Source organism: Spirosoma flavus, from assembly GCF_054778555.1.
This window is the reverse complement of record NZ_BAAGZL010000002.1, coordinates 1817873-1837546: the sequence shown is the minus strand read 5'-3', so window position 1 is coordinate 1837546 and position 19674 is coordinate 1817873. Positions and strand designations below refer to the sequence as shown.

At 47.7% G+C, this 19674-nt stretch carries 15 protein-coding genes; 11 read left to right on the top strand and 4 right to left on the bottom strand.

Translation table 11 applies throughout. The features are described 5' to 3' along the window. The first annotated feature begins 58 nt into the window (after positions 1-58). Positions 59-724 carry an outer membrane beta-barrel protein gene (locus tag ACYVF1_RS16330; RefSeq protein WP_461080600.1) on the top strand — a complete coding sequence of 222 codons (666 nt, stop codon included), beginning with the start codon at positions 59-61 and terminating at the stop codon, positions 722-724. 319 nt (positions 725-1043) lie between these two features. Here the strand turns inward: ACYVF1_RS16330 and ACYVF1_RS16325 are convergent, their stop codons facing one another. The 4 genes from ACYVF1_RS16325 to ACYVF1_RS16310 all read right to left on the bottom strand — a co-directional run bounded on the left by ACYVF1_RS16325 (position 1044) and on the right by ACYVF1_RS16310 (position 7892). Next, positions 1044-4400, bottom strand: a complete 3357-nt coding sequence (locus tag ACYVF1_RS16325) for a right-handed parallel beta-helix repeat-containing protein (protein ID WP_461080598.1) — start codon at positions 4398-4400, stop codon at positions 1044-1046. A gap of 275 nt (positions 4401-4675) precedes the next feature. After that, a complete protein-coding gene (locus ACYVF1_RS16320) occupies positions 4676-5143 on the bottom strand; it encodes a response regulator (RefSeq protein WP_461080596.1) in 468 nt (155 codons plus the stop codon). Positions 5144-5269: 126 nt separating this feature from the next. Next, a complete protein-coding gene (locus tag ACYVF1_RS16315; protein WP_461080594.1) occupies positions 5270-6736 on the bottom strand; it encodes a tetratricopeptide repeat protein in 1467 nt (488 codons plus the stop codon). A 28-nt stretch (positions 6737-6764) separates the two neighbouring features. Then, positions 6765-7892 (bottom strand): hypothetical protein, encoded by a 1128-nt coding sequence (locus ACYVF1_RS16310; protein WP_461080592.1) that lies wholly within the window; start codon positions 7890-7892, stop codon positions 6765-6767. 202 nt (positions 7893-8094) lie between these two features. Between ACYVF1_RS16310 and ACYVF1_RS16305 the strand changes: the two genes are divergently transcribed. From ACYVF1_RS16305 to ACYVF1_RS16260, 10 genes are all read left to right on the top strand, one after another. Next, positions 8095-8439 (top strand): LytR/AlgR family response regulator transcription factor, encoded by a 345-nt coding sequence (locus ACYVF1_RS16305; RefSeq protein WP_461080590.1) that lies wholly within the window; start codon positions 8095-8097, stop codon positions 8437-8439. A gap of 322 nt (positions 8440-8761) precedes the next feature. Then, positions 8762-9661, top strand: a complete 900-nt coding sequence (locus ACYVF1_RS16300; RefSeq protein ID WP_461080588.1) for a glycosyltransferase — start codon at positions 8762-8764, stop codon at positions 9659-9661. A gap of 326 nt (positions 9662-9987) precedes the next feature. Continuing rightward, complete coding sequence (locus ACYVF1_RS16295) at positions 9988-11445, top strand: right-handed parallel beta-helix repeat-containing protein (RefSeq protein ID WP_461080586.1); 1458 nt, start codon at positions 9988-9990, stop codon at positions 11443-11445. A 623-nt stretch (positions 11446-12068) separates the two neighbouring features. Then, on the top strand, positions 12069-12881 hold the full coding sequence (locus tag ACYVF1_RS16290) for a polysaccharide biosynthesis/export family protein (protein WP_461080584.1): 813 nt from the start codon (positions 12069-12071) through the stop codon (positions 12879-12881). 41 nt (positions 12882-12922) lie between these two features. Further along, the gene (locus tag ACYVF1_RS16285) at positions 12923-15223 is read left to right on the top strand and encodes a GumC family protein (protein WP_461080582.1); all 2301 of its coding nucleotides are present in this window, start codon (positions 12923-12925) and stop codon (positions 15221-15223) included. Positions 15224-15396: 173 nt separating this feature from the next. Then, positions 15397-15981: a sugar transferase gene (locus ACYVF1_RS16280; protein WP_461080580.1), complete on the top strand. Its 585-nt coding sequence runs from the start codon at positions 15397-15399 to the stop codon at positions 15979-15981. A gap of 22 nt (positions 15982-16003) precedes the next feature. After that, a complete protein-coding gene (locus tag ACYVF1_RS16275; RefSeq protein WP_461080578.1) occupies positions 16004-16756 on the top strand; it encodes a WecB/TagA/CpsF family glycosyltransferase in 753 nt (250 codons plus the stop codon). A 9-nt stretch (positions 16757-16765) separates the two neighbouring features. Continuing rightward, positions 16766-17749: an NAD-dependent epimerase/dehydratase family protein gene (locus ACYVF1_RS16270; RefSeq protein ID WP_461080576.1), complete on the top strand. Its 984-nt coding sequence runs from the start codon at positions 16766-16768 to the stop codon at positions 17747-17749. After that, a complete protein-coding gene (locus ACYVF1_RS16265; RefSeq protein ID WP_461080574.1) occupies positions 17749-18093 on the top strand; it encodes a cupin domain-containing protein in 345 nt (114 codons plus the stop codon). Before ACYVF1_RS16270 ends, ACYVF1_RS16265 begins: the two co-directional genes overlap by 1 nt. A gap of 133 nt (positions 18094-18226) precedes the next feature. After that, positions 18227-19666: a flippase gene (locus tag ACYVF1_RS16260; RefSeq protein WP_461080572.1), complete on the top strand. Its 1440-nt coding sequence runs from the start codon at positions 18227-18229 to the stop codon at positions 19664-19666. Positions 19667-19674: the final 8 nt, after the last annotated feature.

The following is a 19674-nucleotide window of genomic DNA, read 5'->3' as shown; positions in this document are numbered from 1 at the left end:
GCCTGCGGTAACTGACAGTAGCAATTCAGCCGGTAGAACATCAACTACCAGCGATTCGATGACCAATTCAAACGCTACCTATTCGACAAACACCACGGCGACGCCAACGAATAATACCACTACGGATACCTACTCCACAACTCGCCCGGCCAGAGGGAAAGATGATTACAAGAATTTTGTGTTTAGTATTTACGCGGGTCTGAACACAACCAAATTCAACGGAGAGTCGGTCAGTAATGGTACAAACAGCAGCTTAACCGGTCGTCTTGGCTATCAGGCGGGTTTCTTTGTTCGGGGTGGCGGGCGCCTGTACGGGCAACTGGGCGCCGAGTATTTTGCTTCCAGTTCTAATTACTTCGTAGCTGGTTCGGGTCAATCGGCAGCCGACATTAAGGATCAGATTAATATCAAATACATTCAGGTACCGGTGTATATTGGTTACAAACTAACCGAATCTGACCGTGGTATTTCGGCGGTGCGGGTGCAGGTTGGTGTAGAGTACGCTAATCAGATCGGTTCAAACAGTAGCCAGTTTGGTAATCTGAACAATTTTCAGCTCAAAACCGGTACGTTCAATGCCCTGGGCCAGATCGGTTTTGACGCGGGTCCGGTATTTCTTGATCTAACGTATCATTACGGATTCAGCAATGCGATCACCCAGAACACAGGCTTTGCGAATTCACAACGGCGCATTCTGAGTGCCAGTGTTGGCTTTAAGTTTTAAACGTTGTAAGGTTATAAAGTTATAGGGTTGTAAAGTTAGCTGGCTCATTCACAGTAACTTTACAACCCTATAACTTTATAACTCTATACTTCCTCTGTTTACTTCGATTTAAACAGTTCTCTATACTGCCTGAATGTTTCGAACTGTTTGTTCGCGCGCTCCCGAAGGCGCAGGGATATTTCGATTAACTCGTCTGATTTATTTCTAATCAGATCAGACCATTTCGGTAAATTTCGGCGGCTTGAGGGCTGATTTTTCATTTGTTACTCTATTTTAGAAATGAGTCCATAAATTTAATAATGTTCGCAGAAATAGATTCTTAAAGAACACGGACATCAACTTGCGCGGTATCATCCTCGCCATTGACATAACCATTGCCGGGCACTGAGTCGGGGTCATTACTAGTTGATGCACTAATTTGAACCTTATTTATCCAGGTTCCGGGCTTGATTACCTTGATTTTAAGGATAGTGCTCACCGTCGTACCGGCAAGTATCGGAGCCAGGGTAGTGCCAAGAAATCGCCCATTGACAATCCAGTTTCCCAATTCCGCCAATTCAAAACCATCAGGCAGCCTGTTCTCTAATTGAACCCCGTTCGCTGTGCTGCTACCGCTGTTCTGAACATAAATGATGCAGGTAATCAGATCGCCTGTTCTGGGTACTCGGCTCGACATTTCCATCCGTATATTTAAATCAGCCTTACCGGAATCGGGTGTTGGTTGCTTCAATAGGGGAGCGAGCAACGGACGCTGCGTTGGGTTAGGTGATTCAAATACGGTCGTGCCGGATTGGCCAACGCGTAAGTCAATTACGGCCATATCGTCTTCGCCATCAGCTGTTCCTGAATTTGGGGTGCTATCCGGATCGGGCGATGTGGCCGTCGTTAGCTGAGCCGCCAGTCTATATAAACCAGGAGCTGTTGGCCTGACCATAAACGTGAAAACAGTATCCGCCAGGGGCGCTAACTGGTCCAGCGTTCCACACAAAACATTATCGCTAAAGAGGATAGGGGCAGCGCTAACAAACTGGCTATTAGCGGGTAATCGAACTGTCCATCGGGCTAGAGAAGCTGTCGTGTTACTCTGGTTACTGACACGTACCTGAATTGTGGCTGAATCGCCAGGATTGAGAACCCGTTTGTTACTTTGAAGAGAGAGCTGCAAGTCGGCGGGTTGTGTCGACAGGGTATCTTTAAACAGAATCAGTGATGCAAACGGTTTTAGCGTGATACTGTCTGTATGAAGCTGATTTTTTACATCCCGATAGCGATCTGTTAAGCTAACAATACTGTCTTTTAAGGTTGGGTTATAGAATAATTTGACAAAATCGTCGGGGTTGTTTCTTATAGATGCATTTTCCTGCAAGCGAACATTATCGAGCCAAAACGTTGTTTCCTGGCCATTCGTTTGAAACATAACAATGGGATCAATGCCGTCAGCGGACGTAGTGAAAAGCAGCTCATAGCTTTTCCGGTTAGGACTTATAGCGATCGTATATCGCCTGGCATACTCTTTATAGGGCGACCCGGCTTGCCTCAGGTAAATAAGTATACTAACGTTAGCCGCAGCAACTGCGTCAAAACGAAGCACATACGCTTTGTCCCGTTTCAGTGTACCGATTCGTTTCGCAACTTGTGCATACGTATCGCTCTGGCTCGAAAGAGAAGAAAAGCCTACGCGCAGGCTACCCCCATCCAGTGGACTATTGTTATCTCGGGTAACGATCGCGTTGTTGTATCGGCTATAAACAACGTACCAATCATCACTGGTTGTGTCGAAATTGCTATTGATACGGGTAATACCGCCAAACCCCTCATTTTTATATTCTTTATACGTAATAGGACTGCTTTTTGAATTGCTGTCGAGCCCATCGGAGAACGTCTGCCAGTCGGCCAATGAAAAGTCGCTGCCTGTTACTGAATTCACTACGCCCCGAATGGTTGCTACTTCATTAAATGGGCGAGCGTAGTAATTCGAATCAATACGTCCGTACTGATTTAAATCTTTTGCGTTTGATTCAAACTGGGCGACGAGCTGAGTGGGAAGTTTACTGACAACGGTGTTGCCGGTTATTACGTCGTTTCGGGTAGGACATGCGCCAGAATTGTGATATACAACCAGTTGACAGGTAGTATTATCAAACAACGTATTATCTGTGAAAGTGATGTTATAGTTACCATGCAGAAACACGCCCCACTGTGTATTCCCAAAAATGGTATTATTGCTTATATCAACATTCTCAACGCAGTCATCAAGAAAGATACCGATGGAATAATCTTTCCAAGGCGTATTACCCGGCGGGTTTGTGTATAAGATGTTGGAAGTCAAATGGATATTTCCCATGGGAGCCTTGTTCCCGTTCCAGCAGTACAGGCCCCCTCCGTCTATTTTTGAGTAGCAGTAATTGGATATTACGTTGTGTCGGATTGTTGTATTATTCCAGAACGTAATGCCGTTGTAGCCAATGGAATCAAGTCGGTTATTCTCAATTAAAACATCCAGATCAGCCTTTGACGTAACGCCATTGTACTGTCCATCTCCGCTTTTACCCCGGCCCGGAACGTCGCCAATGTGCTTTAATGTATTACCCCTGAACGTTACGTTCTTGTAAAAATCGATCCAGACGCCGTTGTTGTAAGCCGTAATAACTTTGTTGTTTTCCAGCAGAAGATCGGTGCCCGACCCCAGAATAATTAGTCCATCCTCGCCGGTGTTAATCGCTTCCAGATTGCTGAGCGTCAGGTTCGATACGTTTTGAGCGAACAAACTGGTATTGAGGGTCTGCGTAATGTATAAATTTCGGATACTGATGTTTGACACATTGGCCAGATCGATGCCGCGTCCATAAACCGTGGCCTGAATCGACAGATCGGCTGGCTTTTTATGGTCATCGTACATCAAAATGCTTTTGGTACTCGCATTGTAGCACCACTCACCGTTTCTATCTAATGTACCGGGATGGTTCTGAAAAAAAACTTCTGAGTTATCTGCGGGGTAATAGGTTGAGTTATTAATTAAATTCAATGCGTTTCCATACTGTTGGTCAACAACGGCCCGATCAATAATCCAGGCCGTTGGCCGCATCACTACCTCGGCACCTTTCCAGTTGATACCGCCGGGTAGCGTTTCCTGAATGAAAATCTGGTATTTTTCGGTATGGCGACTGATGGTCAGATTGCCTTTATTAGCGCCATCGGCATTTGGATAACGGCCAAGTGGCAGCGAAACGTCGTTCTGATATAATCCCGTTACCGCCGAACCGCAGGATGCGCAGGATGCCTGCCAGATGTGGTTGCCAGCACTAGTCCAGTTGGTAAGCGGTACTGAGCCCGTTATTCTGGGATTTTCTCCCTCACCGTAGGCATCAAATACAAGAGGAAGGTTTGCCGTACCTGATCGTCGAATGACTAGTGTTCCCCGGAAATTATCTCCTTTACGAAACAGCACCGAATCACCTGGCTGTAAGGCGAGTGTATTAATTTTGGTCAAACTCTGAAAGGGCGTAGACCTTGATTTTCCCGTGTTGGCGTCGCTTCCTGCGTTCGATACGTAATAGGTACTCTGTCCAAAAGCAGAAAGCTGGACGAGTATGGCAACACTCAGCGAAAAGGTATAAAGTACCGATTTTCGCCGACGAAAACGTTGAATGAGCGTATGCTCAAAAACAAATAACATGGTGCGACAGAAGTAGAAGTATATTAAATAAGAGTCGGTCGGAGATTACCACTTTTCACTATAAAGTAAATGGCAGGAGTCAGCGAAAAGGAGTGGTGGTCTTTAGTTAATCGTTGAACGAGACTAGTAGCAGAACGCCTATCGTTGGCCTTACTATCGGCGCTGGAAACGTAGTAAGTAGCCGGCTTTCAGCTACTTACTACGTATTAAAACCAGAGTTGATACGATTCATCGGTTTGCTCGACACGAATGCGTACCCGTACGAGCGGTCACAACTAGTGTACCAGTGAAGGCAGGGTTACTATTTCCATCCAATACCGTCGGAAACCATAGAACGTAGTAAGCCATTCATGGTACGTCTTCGGTTTGATAATGTACGAGGCAACACTAAAAGCATACACGTGGTTGATATCCACGACATCCTCCGACGAACTCAGCATCACAACCGGCGGTTTGCGGTAGAACGTATGGTTTCTAATGAAATCCAGTAGCGCTAAACCATCTTCCCTGCGCGGCAGATACAGATCAGACAAAACAATTCTGGGCAGTTTTTCCGGGTCGGCAGCGTTCGTCTCCAGATAGTTCATGGCATGAGGTGCATTGTTGACCCAAATCGGTTCGACCTCAGGAAAACATTGCAATAAAGCAGACCGGATAATTAGCCACTGATCTGCATTATCCTCAATAATAAGAATGGGAAATTGACGAGACTTTCGACGCCGATGCGTTGTATTTTTAGCCATTGTAGTGAGTCTGTTGAGTAACTGGGGTTACGTTTAATTGTCAGATAAAGCAGAAGAAACAGTAATGAGCGATGAACGGCAGCGGCTACGGCAACCCGTTGATTTCTGACCGCACAGCACTAGTCGTTATCGAGTGTACATAGCCCCCTTGGCAATGGTCGACTCGTATTCGAAATTGATGGTTTCCAGAAACTTGCCGGTTACCCAACTAATATTCGCGTTGCGGACAAATACGAACCGTTTAGGGTTCGCAATAGAGTTGTAGGAACTGACGATGGCCGACAGCCATAAGGAGCCTACAATGAGCTGACGTTCCGTAAATTGCTTTTCTAGGTCGTTGGTTGTATTCTCAATCTGAGTGCGTGTTTTAGTGTTAGTGATGGACTGTAAATCGGGGTGAATGAGGGTTTTATAGTCGGTTAAGGCTGCGCGCTGGAATCGTTCAACGTCTTCTGGTAGGATAGGTACGGCGGTAATATCGGCCTTGTCGGGATGCAGGTAGGTAACCAGCGCCAGTACTACGTCGCCCCCTAATGCCACCGTCCGTCGTTCCCGCAAACCCGCTGCCTGGCTCGTCAGATACGGTTTAAGCAATGAATCGGCAATGGTTTTAACAACCCGCTGGGCCTCGCGCCTGAACGCTTCCGTCGATAAACCGCTACGTCGGCGCTCGATCCGATCTACCAACGTACTAATGCCAATCGGCAGATTTAGGGCGTGAAACGCTTTGTCGGCATGGGTGAAATTCCGTCGATAGGCGTCCTGATCGAAATAGCCGCCCATCGTCTGGGTGTTTCCCAGATTCAGCGCCGAGGTCGATGGCCATACTTTACGTGGTACCGTACCAGTCGTAAACAACTGAGCTTCACGCGCTGGCGTAAGCGTACTATCGATACGTATTGTGGAGTTCGGCAAAACCTGCGACAATTGCTGGAATAAAACTTTCCGGCGCTGTGGCGACAGGGACTGATTTCCATCGACGTCGCTGCTGAGCACGATAAAAATTCGTTCGTCGGGAATGTTATACCGCTTCACCGAGTCTAAACCGATACGTAGTGCATCCTGCCCTGGCTTGAACGTATTGGAAGCATCGGCGTATAACAACGGACTATTCGGAATGTCGAACGTAGCTTTTATGTCTTTATCGTAAAAATCGCTTTCGTATTTCGTTTTGAAAATCGCCACCCGCACGCCCGACGAGCCAATCTGAATTCCGGCATACACATTTTTCCCGGAAATGTCCCGAATGATTTCATTGACGCCCCAGCCACTCGCTACGTATTTCAGCCTGGTATACTGGGTTCGGGCCCGCTCCAGGTAACGTAGTGAATTAGTTGTATCCCGAATATCCTTGTAAGACAACCCCAGCAGCTCATTGGTAACGGCTTCCCAATACAGGTTTTTCGACTGAACGCCCGGCATCGCCCGCAGAAGCAGATTGATCGACTCCTGCGATTTATCGACTTCGCGTAACGTATTGGCTAGCTTGATATAGTGAACGGCTTGCAAGGGAGTCTGCGCGGGCTGGCAAAAAACTGGTCTTACGAACAGCCCGATACTGGCGAAGGTGAGTATGGTAAACGTGTGTTTCATAAAGTTGAGTATGTATTATTTTAAAGTATTATTGACCGGGCTGATTTAGCACTTTTTCTAGTTCGCTCTCTTCCAGTGGCGAGACAGATACGTCGTTTCGGCGAGCCTGTTCATTGGTAGAAAGTATATTGAGCGGTCTTTCATCCGTTCTGGATTGTTCAGAAGTCAATTTTGAAGCCCGTAGACCCCGATCTTCTTTTATGGTAATAGATTGTCTTTTAATATGATTTTTTTTAGAAGTTAATTTTGCGCTCGCCCGTGTAGATCGGGGTGAATCTTTCTTTAATACTTCGCTTACAGTGGGCGAAATTGAACGTAGCGGTACTACGTTACGGCTCGTGGTTACGTCGGTACACCATCTTGGGAAAAGCTGGCAGCGGAATGGATAACTTATAAAACTTAGAACCCCCAGAACAAGCACTGCCAGCAGACTTATCACACGACGGGTACGCAACATTGACGGTTGGGCACGGATCAGTACCGGCAGTCGGCTGCTACGTCCTGTCAGCGGTACGTTCAGTTCTTCATGTTCAGTCCGAATGATCACATTACTCTGGTGCGTTCCCGCATTGGCAGGCAGATAGCGAACATGTATGTGCGTACCAACGGGCGAAGGAGTGAGAGTGAGAGCAGAGGTGAACGTAGGATTGGTGTCGCTGGCCAATTGATAATTTTCGGGCGAATCAGTTGAAATGGTTACAACCTTATCGCTATTTTGCTGTGTAACTGTAAGCACCCGAAAAGCCGGTTTGCCGAACGTAGCAGAGGCAAATGATAGGTTGGATTGACTGACGGTTAGTGATGGTAAAGCCAGCGACCGATTCGCAGTAGCTGTAGAAAGGGTCAGGACGAGCGTTTCGCCAGTCGAATTACGTATCGTTACGTTTCCGTCAACAGGCGACGTAGCACTGAGCCATATCGTTACTGGACTTTGGGCAATCCAATTGCCGTTTTTTGCGCGTGTAAAATTCACTAATTGTTCACGTAGCGGACAATTATTTACCGAAGTTGTAACCAGATAACCTGCTGATGTGCTGATGATCAACTGCCCCGGAACAGCCGTTTGGTCTAACACCGATTCGACGGTAAAGCTGTAGGCATTCTCCCGAAAATCGCTGGTAAAAATAACCGTTTGAATAGGCTGGCAAATCAACATAGCATGGGCTGTAATGAAAAAGTTAGCTACAAAATGATAGAATGAAAACAGATTACTTCAGTCTACCAGCTTGGAAATTAACCAGATAATGTGCTAGCGGCCCTCATAAAAATGACTGACAATTAAGTTGTTAGGCGATGACAGAAAAACTAGAACAGTTCATTTAGAGTATATAGCGTTTATCCAACTCAATATGGGCTCTATGAAAAGTATTCAATTAATCGGTCACTCACATCCTGTGCTTATCAGTACAATTGTATGGTTAGAGGGTGATGCAAACTACACACACGTTCATTATCAGAATGGCCCCCACGATACGGTTACGCAACCGCTCCAGTGGTTTGAGCACAATACTGATTTTATACGTGTACATCGTTCAGCCATTATCAATCCAGCGTATGTTACGGAGTTTGTTCAGAAACGGGGTCGATCTGGCTGGGTTCAATTAATAAATGGTAAAAGGCTGGCTGTATCACGTAATCGATTGGAGCAAACAGCCGCTCGTCTGGCCACATTGAATCAGTCGGATTTTCCGTCTACCGAATAAAAGAGAGTTTCGGCAGCGTCGATTCCTTTACAAATATAAATTCTTGCCAATCACTCCAATAAGTTAATTTCTGAGGAGGCAATAGTTACAATTATTCTGTTTTTCAGCAATAAAGTGCAGAAATATTGTTACTATAATTAAAGATTATTAAATAAATAGTTTAAAAAAATAAAAAAACATGACATTGTAAAAATTTTAAGTGTAAAACATACGCTTCTGAGTAGGCTGCTCCAGGTTTGTCTGCTGGATAGGGGCTATCTACCTTTAATGATGAATTCGATGAATTGTGTGATCCTACTTCACCAATACATAAGGATAGCATATGACTCCAGCTCCTGTACTATTATTTGCCTTCAAACGCCCTGATGAGCTTGAAAAGACGATTCAGGCTCTACAGGCTAACTATCTGGCTCCCCAAAGCGATCTCTATATTTTTGCCGATGCACCAAGACGGCCGGCCGATGAACAGAAAGCCGCTCAGGTTCGCGAAATTCTAGATGGGGTAACTGGTTTCCAGAATATTTATCGCGACTACGCCCAAAAAAATATTGGTTGCGCCGATTCTATTATTCGAGGGATATCCAAGGTTCTGTCCAATAATCCGACCGCTATCATCGTGGAGGATGATATTGTAACGTCGCCCAATTTTCTGGATTTTATGAACCAGAGTCTGGTGCAGTACGCCAACGATAAGCGCATATATTCCGTGGCCGGCTACACGCTTTCTTTTCCGCCTTTGGCGGGTTATCCCTTCGAAGCCTATATGATTCCCCGGCATAGCCCCTGGGGCTGGGCCACCTGGGCCGACCGTTGGCAATCCATCGATTGGAATATGACTGATTACCCTGAGTTTGAGCAGGATAAATGGCAGCAGCGCGAATTTATGCGCGGGGGTTCGGACCTGGTCGGGATGCTACGTGATCAGATGGAAGGCCGCGCCGATGCCTGGGATATACGCTTTTGTTATAATCGATTTAAAGCTGATGGTTTAACGGTATATCCGACCGTATCGAAAGTTGAAAATATCGGTTTTGGGAAAGACGCTACGCATACTGATATTTTCAATCGCTATAAAACGGAGCTTGATTTTGGTCGGCAGCGCACGTTTGATCTGCCAGCAACCATCCGACCGACCCCATATTATCACTGGCGAACGTTGCAACATTACAGTGTTCCAACGCGGATCTACAATCGCTTAAAAACATTAGCGGGTATGCGCTGATGGCTGTTTTGTTACCCCAACCCATCCCAGCAGGGATAATCTTAGGGATAATCTTGTAGGGGTTTGGCTTTCGTCGCGTAGCGGCCTAATGTTTGTAGAAAAAGGGCCCACAAACTCAATCCGTCGCGTAGCGAGCAAACTTATTTGTTTGGTCGCTACGCGACGGAAAGTAGATAAATGCGAGCAACATGGCTACAAACATTGGGTCGCTACGCGACGAAAAATGCTTTATAAAATCTCTGCAAGATTAGCCCTGCCGGGGCAGGGTTGAGATTGTCGGCCGCTGCCGTGGGTTTTACTTTACCTTACACTTAATTTTCAACGCTATGAAGCAGTCAATTCTGCTCCAGTCAGGAACGCTTTTCATTGTACTTGCCAGCCTGGCTTTTTGCAAACCACATGACCCTGAGCCCGATACCGTCGTACAGCGGCAGGATACGCTCTCCATCGCAAACGTTCGGTCGCTTGCTACGTCCCCAATTCCCAGTAGTATCCAGATTACTGATGCAGGTCGGGAAGGGGTTTTTAAACTGGATGAAGCTGATTTGAGCAGCAACGATAACACCGGCGTTACGTTGGTTACCTCAAAAGGGCATCGATATAAACGAGATTATTCTGGTCCGGCCAATCTTTTCTGGTTTGGTGATACGTCCGCTAATACCGACATCGGTCCAATTCTTGAAGCCGCTATCCAGGCTGTGAGTGAGTTAGTTATCCCGGATGGTAATTACACTCAGCTGACGGAAGCACACCTGAAAAGTAATATAACGATACGTGCCAATCCGGGTAAAGTGCTTATTACGTTGTCAAAATCGTACGTATCACTGGTCAACCCGAAAAATCCGGACGAACGGCTGGATCATATTGTGCTGGATGGCTTAAGCTGGAACGTAACGTCGCAGGAGTCAGGGCCTTACGGGCCAATTTATATAGACGGTCCTTCCGTCAGTAACTTCACGGTTCAGAATTGCAGCAGTACGGACGTAGCGGCCAAAGACAGTACGAACTGGATGACATTGAAAATTCAGGCCGGAAAAACCGCCGATAAAATCACCGTTCAGAACAACGTAATCCAGGCGAAACGAATGGGTTGCGAGATTTTCAATCACGACAATGTAAATGTCTATGCCGGAACGAATATTCTGGTAAGCGGCAATACGTTCCACGAATGTCACTTCGGGTTGTCATTGTCCGGCCCGCTCGATGGACTGACTATCGACAATAACTACGTGAAAAATTGCAGCCTGTTTGGCATCGAAGTAGCCGGTGCCGCCCGAAACGTACGTATCACGAACAATAAGTTTGAGGGCGTATTCGACAAGTTCCTGGAAGGTTCCAACGATGGAAACGGCAACGGCAGCGTGGTCGGCGGTATGCAGATTACGGGCAACGTAACGGTTGGCCTGGTTCAGGGTGGGATGCAGTTATACAATGGTGGAACCGTTGTTTTCAGTAAAAATAACTTTCGAATGACGGGCATGATTGAACTGACCCACTCAACGGCGGGCGGTACGTTCACCGAGAACGTAATCGAAAGTTCATCCAGCAAAGCCATCATCTGCGACAATTCGCCGAATAATACGTTTCGGAATAATACCATTTCGAATAAACCTAGCCCCGGCAATCAGGCTACGTTTCTGGCATATGGAAGCAAAGCCACCAATAATATTCTTACGAATAACACCCTGATCAAAGGAAGCGGAGGAAAGTATTATGAGGTAATGCTGGGGGGGACGTTTCAGGCAACCATGAACTACGACGAAGCCGGAAATCTAATTCCTTGATCGTCTCCAAGTAGGGAATCAGTTAACAGTAAGTATAAAACACAAAATCGCCAGTGAGTCTATCACTGGCGATTTTGTGTTTTATAGAGCGTAAAATCTGACGACTAAGCTAATTTCACTGAGGGGGCATTCGCCGAGCTCTCATCCGATTAGAATAGACATTGAAAAGCAAAATAGTTTGCGTAGCAGACGGCCATATAGCGGTTATCGGCGTTGCCAGTAAATAAACGCAGCTAGCCTGTGTTTGAAGCGATCTATAAGGTGTTTTGCTGTTGTGTCTACTTGTGTAGTATAAGTACTATTAAGTCTCGTTAAGTAAATTATACTAGTTAATTTCTCAGAAGGAATAATTTGAAATTATCTAAAAGAGTATGGAATTTATTACATTTTACTGTTACTACAATGTGATATATGTAAACAACAAGTTTGTAATAAAGGCCAATAATGCTTAAATACTCAATATATATTTAATAAAATTCAGTTATCGGTTTCCACCTGAGAGATACAAACAGCAAACAGCTTGCCTAATTTAGGGTAGTAATAAACGATTGCTGTGTCAAAAAGTGTGAGTCTACACGAATGCATCAGCCGTCATTTTTCAAGGTTCTAGAGGCAGGTAACGGATGAATAAACGAAGTGAAAAACTACTTAAAAATCAGATTTGCCACATCATTGGTACCATCACCATTCTAAGCTGGGCGGCTTCATTAGAGAGCTGCACATCAGCTCGCAAACTTGTTTATTTTCAGGGCGCTACGCAGCGCGACGATACGTTAGCCATACTAGCTCCTTATATCCCTGTAATTAAGAAAGGCGACGTACTGTCGGTACAGGTAAGCAGCCTTAATGCAGAAGCATCGTCGTTTTTTAATCCGACATCTGCAGCTGAAGGCAATACGTTCATAAATCCAACGAATCCGCTGGCGCGCGTCTCAGGTTACCTGGTTGATACCGACGGTACTATCAAGTTGCCATTAATAGGTCAACTACCTGTAGTCGATTTGACCAATTCAAAAGCAGCCGAACTGATCAGTACCAAACTTCGGACTTACCTTAAAGAGCCAACCGTTACAGTTCGCAATCTTAATTTCAGAATATCGGTACTAGGAGAAGTTACCAGGCCCTCTCTATTTACCATTCCAAACGAACAGGTAACGTTACCGGAAGCCTTGGGACTTGCCGGCGATTTAACCATTTATGGGCGTCGCGATAACATATTAGTTATTCGGGAAGAAAATGGCCAGCGGGTTTTCGCCCGGCTCGATCTGACCCGGCGCGATGCCTTTACGTCGCCTTACTACTCGCTTCATCCGAACGATGTCGTGTACGTAGAGCCGGGTAAAGTTCGGGTAACCAGTGTCGACCGAACGTATCAACTAGCGCCAATCGTAACCGGAATTCTATCGCTGATTGCCATCATCGTGACCCGGCGGTAACATAACGCCCAACCAACATTACTCAACTTTATAAAAACGCTATGCCTGATTATTCCACCTCGTCGTACGTACCATATCAGATGGTTGATACGTCCGACCACTCCCCGCGCAACTACCTGTTGCCATACCTGCGACACTGGCCCTGGTTTGTGTTGTCGGTGAGCCTGGCTCTGGCTGGTGCATACGTGTATCTGCTTTATAAACAGCCGGTTTATCGTATTCAGGCCAGTTTGTTGTTGCAGGATGAAAAGAAGGGAAACGGGCAAACGAATCCGCTTAAAGAGCTGGAAGTTTACACGCCGAAGAAGGTCGTTGAAAATGAACTCGAAGTTCTGAAATCTTCAGTTTTAATGACTGAAGTTGTCAATATGCTTCACCTGGATTCGCGTTATTATCACAATACGTCTTTCGGTAAACGCGAAATATACCTCGAATCGCCGGTTTGGGTGATGGTCGAAGAGGGAACGCCAGCGCTGTACAAAAACCTGCTGACGCTCTCGTTTCCTAATAGTCAGTCGGTGCGATTGAATAATGGTGCTACGTATCCGCTGAATCAACGTATCAATACACCCTATGGTCAGCTACGTATCGTTACGCGGCATTCAGTTAATGCCAAAACGCAACCCATTGTGGTTCAGGTAATGCCGCAGACGAGTGCCGTAGGTATGTACATCGGCAATCTGAAAGTTGAGCCAACCAGCAAAACTTCGTCTGTTGTTCGACTAACCCTCGAAGATGCCGTTCCGCAAAAAGGGGAGGCCATTCTCAATACGTTAATCAAATCCTATAACCAGGCTGCCATTACCGACAAAAATCGGGTAGCCGCTAGTACGCTGCAATTCGTGGAAAATCGGTTGCACCGGGTTTCGGGCGAGTTGGCCGGCGTTGAGAAAGACGTCGAAAGCTTTAAAGCGAGTCGGGGAATTACGGATTTAAGTGCGCAGGCGCAATCGTTTCTGCAAACCACGCAGCAAAATGATGCTCAGTTGAACCAGGTGAACATTCAGCTGGCAAGCCTGAACGAGTTGCAGGAATTTGTATCAGGACAGGCCGAAAGTCGCGGAACAACGCCCGCCACGGTGGGCCTGAATGATCCGGTTTTGCTGGCCGAAATCAATAAGCTTTCGGAACTGGAGCTACGTCGCGATGCGCTGAAACAAACGACTTCGGACGAAAATCCGATGCTTCAAACGCTTGATAATCAGATCAGGGCTACTAAAAATAACCTGAATCAGAATATCAAAAGCATGAAAGCCATGCTGAGGAATTCGAAGGAAGAATACGTTGCCCGGAACCAGAAGATGGAACGTACCATACGTAGCATTCCGCAGCAGGAACGGGCGCTGATGGACATTACCCGCCAGCAGACCATTAAAAATAACCTGTACACGTACCTGCTTCAGAAACGCGAGGAAATGGCCGTTACGTTTGCCACATCCGTAGCCGACAGCCGTATCATCGATGCCGCGCAGAGCAGTGGCAGTCCGGTTAAACCCGTAGGCATTGTGATCTACGCCCTCTTCGGACTGGTGGGAACGCTGATTCCAACGGGCGTGATTGCCGGACGTCGGGCCATGAATAACCGCGTAATGCGCCGGGACGACGTAGAGAACGTAACGCAGGTTCCGATTCTGGGCGAACTCATGCACAAGCGTCACCGCGACGTATTGGTAGTGGCTCCGCATCAGCGCTCGGTCATTGCCGAACAGATTCGGTCGATACGTACCAATCTTCATTTTGGCTTTCAGGACGTTGAACAAAAACAGGTGCTGTTGTTTACGTCGAGCATGAGTGGCGAGGGCAAATCCTTTGTGTCGCTGAACCTGGGTGCGAGCATGGCGATGATGGCCAAACCAACGGTGATTCTGGAAATGGACATGCGGATGCCCCGGCTGCATCAGTTGTTCGATATCGATAACACGGTAGGACTCAGTTCGTACCTGAATGGAGAAGCGCCCCTGAATGAAATCATCAAACCCGTTCCCGGCCACCCCAATTTCTTCATCATTCCCAGTGGCCCGTTGCCCCATAACCCTTCTGAATTATTAGGCAGCCAGAATACCGGACAATTAATCGAATTGCTACGTGACCAGTTTCGGTACATTCTGCTGGATACGCCACCGATTGGTATTGTGACTGATGCTCAGGTTGTTGCTGAATATGCAGATGCTACGTTATTCGTCGTTCGGCACGGCCTGACCCCAAAACATAATCTTAAATTACTGGATTCGCTTTATCGTGAACAGCGCTTTCGCAACCTGCGGATTATTCTCAACGGAGTAGGTGGCAGCGAAGCATACCTCTACAACGACCGGATTAAAAATAGTTACTCGTACCGATAAGGTCTGCCATTTATTGCCTCCCGATTCCCAGCCTAACCGGCTGGTTTAACTCAACATTGTGCGTGCAAAATTTTAAACGTATGCAGGCATCGACTAACGGAAAAACTTTTGAATTCTACCTGGACTATGACGTGCGGTCGAAAGCCCACGCCAGAAGGTGGATACCAGCCGGTATGAAAAAACGATTATTCGATCTGCTCATTGCGGGTCTGGTAACGGCATCAATACTTATTTGGCTCATACCTCTACTAGCTCTATTGATCAGAGCGACATCGTCGGGGCCACCACTTTTTATCCAACTGCGCACAGGACGTAACGGACGCGTTTTTCCCTGCCTAAAATTCCGAACGATGACGTACGACACAAACGCTACGTTCCGTCAGGCGACCCAAAATGACATGCGCGTGACTCGTATTGGCAAGGTGCTACGTAAAACGAATCTTGACGAAATGCCTCAATTTCTGAATGTATTGGCTGGCCACATGAGTGTGGTAGGTCCCCGCCCGCATCCACTTCCACTCGACGCTAAACATTGGGAAACAATGCCGGGCTATCGCGAGCGCTACGTAGTGAAACCCGGTATTACGGGACTGGCGCAGGCGCGAGGGGCAAGGGGTGAAACGGAGCAGGAACACAAAATGAAAGTTCGGGTGCGCTACGACCACTTTTACATCCGTCGGCAATCGACGCGACTGGACGCAAAAATCTGCTGGTGGACCGTTTTAGCCGCTATTCGTGGAAATAAGAATGCTTGGTAATCAACTCATTAATCGAACTGCGATGACGAAAGTATTACAAGTCAGCCTTTATGATGTCGGCCTTCAAAGCGCCGTACGAAACATGATTCGGCAATGCGAAACGAGCTCGATTTCAGAAAACAGATGTGTCAGCGCCACGGGTGCACACGGTCTGGTAACGGCTTTCAAAGATCCTAAATTCAAGGCCGTTCTTGATTCGTTTTACTGGAATCTGCCCGACGGTATGCCCGGCGTCTGGATTGGTAAACTGAAAGGTGCCCAGCAAATGACGCGGTGCTACGGTCCCGACTTTTTCAAAAGTGTATTTGAGGAAAGCGCCCAGTTGAATATCAACCATTTTTTATGTGGCGGTCAGGAAGGCGTGGCCAATGAGTTGAAAAAGGCAGTGGCGCAAAAGTTTGGCAATCAACGGGTTGTTGGAACGTACTGCCCGCCTTTCCGGGAGATGAGCGATGAGGAGTTCCAGTCATTAGCTGAAACCATCAACCAGTCCGGTGCCAGTATCGTCTGGATTGGGCTTAGTACACCCAAACAGGAACGGTTCGCCCGGCGGTTGGCCCAGTGGACAAACGTGCAGTTTATCGTTACGGTCGGTGCCGCTTTCGATTTCCATACCGACCGCGTAGCGCAGGCCCCGGCCTGGATGCAGCAGCTCTCGCTCGAGTGGTTTTTCCGGCTTATGGCCGAGCCGAAACGACTCTACAAACGCTATCTGGAAATAGTGCCCCTCTTCATTTTTCTCAATCTGAAAGAATTTTTCTCACCTGTTAAATAACAACGTAATATGAAAAAAGCGCTCGTCTGTGGTGCCGGTGGCTTTATTGGTGGCCACCTGATTAATCGGCTTAAATCCGAAGGTTACTGGGTTCGTGGAGTCGATGTTAAAGAAAATGAGTATGAAAACAACAACGCCGACGAGTTCATCCTTGGCGATTTAAGAGACCCCGACGTGGCGAACGACGTAGTAACGTCGGACCTTGACGAAATCTATCAGCTAGCCGCCGACATGGGTGGTGCAGGGTTCGTCTTTACCGGAACGAATGATGCGGCTATCATGCACAACTCGGTGCTCTGTAACCTGAACATTTTGGAAGCCGCTAAAAACAAAGGCGTTCGGCGCATTTTCTATTCGTCGTCTGCCTGCATGTATCCAGAGTACAACCAAATGGACCCGAACAATCCGAAATGTTCGGAAGAATCGGCCTATCCGGCGGCTCCCGACAGCGAATACGGTTGGGAAAAACTCTTCTCGGAGCGGCTATTTCTGACGTATCAGAGAAACCACGGCATCGAAGCGCGCATTGCTCGTTTTCACAACATTTTCGGACCACAGGGTACGTGGGATGGTGGCCGTGAAAAAGCGCCCGCAGCCGTTTGCCGGAAAGTAGCAATGGCCGAAGATGGTGGTTCCATCGAAATCTGGGGCGATGGCCTGCAAACCCGTTCTTTCCTGATTGTGGATGAGTGCGTAGATGGCATCCGTCGGCTGATGCAATCCGACTTTTCGGGACCTGTTAACATTGGTTCAGAGGAGATGATTTCGCTCAATGATTTCGCGAAAATGGTCATCAGTATTTCAGGCAAAGATTTGACCATCAACAATATACCAGGGCCATTGGGCGTACGGGGTCGTAATTCGGACAACCGACTGATTCAGGAAAAACTGGGTTGGGCGCCATCGCGACCGCTACGTAACGGTGTGGAAGAAACCTACTACTGGATTACAGAACAGGTACAGAAAAAAGAACTCGTACCCGTAGAAGCCTGATGGAACGTATCACCGCCAGCCTCGCCAATCTGATCCCGGAAGTGACCGCCCACGCGCAGGGTGCCAAACAGGTGTTTCTACGTAACGGTGATACGCCAACGCAGCTAACCCAGGTCGCTTACGGGAGCTTCCAGCAATCGGACTATTGCGAAATGCACGCCCATCCGACCATGGAAGAATGTTTCTTCTTCCTAAAAGGTACTGGGCTGTATACGGTTGACAATCAGCCCATACAACTCAGTTCGGGCGTATTTGTCCGGATACCGGCGGGCGTACCGCATCGGCTGCAAACGACCAGCGCTGAACCATTGGAATATATCTATTTCGGCGTCGCGACGGACTGAGTGGAGGCTCCGACTGGCTCCGGCCGCTTCGGCGGTCCGATGTCGAAGTCGCGCTAGCGACTAACTCGGTAATTACATCCGACATCGGACCGCCGAAGCGGCCGGAGCCTACAACGTAACAAGACAAGAAATTATGTCAATTGAAAAAGTGACCAGCGTGGATTCGAGCTGTAGTCCTACGACGGGGCAGCCCGAAAACCGCACCAGGGGGCGTTTGGTAGTTTCGCCCCCTGGGGTTACACCTGGTGCAGGCGGTTTGCAAAAGTCTGTTTTAAAGCGTTTTGCGATCAACGTAGCGTCGCTGTTCAGCGTGCAGGTAGCGAATATGCTGCTGCCACTGCTGACAGTGCCGTATGTAGTACGTATCATTGGTCCGGAACGCCTGGGACTGCTGAATTTTTCGCAGGCATACGTAGCGTATTTCATTTTGCTGATCAACTATGGTTTCGATCTGTCGGCGGTACGTACCATTGCTGCCAATCGGGATGACAAGGAACGCGTGAATCAGGTGTTCAGCGAGATCATCGCGGGTAAGCTGTTGCTTTGGGTACTGGCGTGCCTAATTTTCGCTGGAATCACCTGGTTTACACCCGATTTCAGAAATCATGCCCTGTTGCATATCTGCACGTTTGTCAGTTGCTTGGGCACCGTACTGTTTCCGATCTGGCTGTATCAGGCCATGGAAGATTTAGGCCGAGTAGCTCTTTTCAACCTGCTGGTAAAGGGGCTGTTTACGCTGTCGGTTTTTCTGCTCATCCGCCAGCCCGACGATTACATCTACCAGAATCTGTCCATCAGCATAGCGCAGGTGCTCATCAGCGTGGTGGCGCTGTGGGTTGCGCTACGCCGGTTTAAGCTGACGTTTTCCTGGCCACCCGTTGCGCAACTGCTACGTCGGTACCGGGAAGACAGTACGTTATTTTTCTCCTCGGCGACGATTACAATCTACGCTGGCTCAGCCGTTTTTCTGGTTGGCTTACTGACGAATGCGTACAGCGTCGGTATTTTCTCGGCGGGAACGCGGCTCGAAAGTATTGCCCGCTCATTCGTTACGCAGGGGCTCAATCAGGCGTTTTTCCCGATTGTCGCGAGTGCGTTCGGGCGGGGTGCCGACGCGGGAATACGTATGGTGCGAACAACGGTTTTTCCGCTGATTGCGCTCATGGTGACCATATCTGCGTGCCTATGGATTGTGGCGCCTATGTTCATTCACCTGTTCTATGGCGACAAATTTCACGACGCCGTTCACGTGCTACGTATCGTTGCCTTTCTACCGATTGCGATTGGCCTGAGTAACCTCCTTGGCTTGTACACCATGCTAAACCTGCGCATGGACAAAGCCTTCTTTCGTATTACGGCCGTGGGTTCTGTTGTGGGGGTACTGCTTAACGTAGTATGTATCCAGCGACTTGGCTACGTTGGAGCCGCTTATGCCTGGTTATCTACCGAAGTCTTTATCGCCCTGGTCATGTACTTCTACCTGCGAAATCAGGGTATTCAGGTCATTCAACGAGTCTATTTACAGGAAGCTATTCATTTCGGTAAAACCCGATTAGCCAGCCTGTTAAACTAATATCAAAC

Coding starts and splice junctions, on each gene's coding strand:
- ACYVF1_RS16330 (WP_461080600.1), top strand. CDS start 59: ATGACCAATTCAAACGCTACCTATTCGACAAACACCACGGCGACGCCA.
- ACYVF1_RS16310 (WP_461080592.1), bottom strand. CDS start 7,892: ATGTTGATTTGCCAGCCTATTCAAACGGTTATTTTTACCAGCGATTTT.
- ACYVF1_RS16285 (WP_461080582.1), top strand. CDS start 12,923: ATGCCTGATTATTCCACCTCGTCGTACGTACCATATCAGATGGTTGAT.
- ACYVF1_RS16295 (WP_461080586.1), top strand. CDS start 9,988: ATGAAGCAGTCAATTCTGCTCCAGTCAGGAACGCTTTTCATTGTACTT.
- ACYVF1_RS16270 (WP_461080576.1), top strand. CDS start 16,766: ATGAAAAAAGCGCTCGTCTGTGGTGCCGGTGGCTTTATTGGTGGCCAC.
- ACYVF1_RS16320 (WP_461080596.1), bottom strand. CDS start 5,143: ATGGCTAAAAATACAACGCATCGGCGTCGAAAGTCTCGTCAATTTCCC.
- ACYVF1_RS16260 (WP_461080572.1), top strand. CDS start 18,227: ATGTCAATTGAAAAAGTGACCAGCGTGGATTCGAGCTGTAGTCCTACG.
- ACYVF1_RS16290 (WP_461080584.1), top strand. CDS start 12,069: ATGAATAAACGAAGTGAAAAACTACTTAAAAATCAGATTTGCCACATC.
- ACYVF1_RS16280 (WP_461080580.1), top strand. CDS start 15,397: ATGAAAAAACGATTATTCGATCTGCTCATTGCGGGTCTGGTAACGGCA.
- ACYVF1_RS16305 (WP_461080590.1), top strand. CDS start 8,095: ATGAAAAGTATTCAATTAATCGGTCACTCACATCCTGTGCTTATCAGT.
- ACYVF1_RS16265 (WP_461080574.1), top strand. CDS start 17,749: ATGGAACGTATCACCGCCAGCCTCGCCAATCTGATCCCGGAAGTGACC.
- ACYVF1_RS16315 (WP_461080594.1), bottom strand. CDS start 6,736: ATGAAACACACGTTTACCATACTCACCTTCGCCAGTATCGGGCTGTTC.
- ACYVF1_RS16325 (WP_461080598.1), bottom strand. CDS start 4,400: ATGTTATTTGTTTTTGAGCATACGCTCATTCAACGTTTTCGTCGGCGA.
- ACYVF1_RS16275 (WP_461080578.1), top strand. CDS start 16,004: ATGACGAAAGTATTACAAGTCAGCCTTTATGATGTCGGCCTTCAAAGC.
- ACYVF1_RS16300 (WP_461080588.1), top strand. CDS start 8,762: ATGACTCCAGCTCCTGTACTATTATTTGCCTTCAAACGCCCTGATGAG.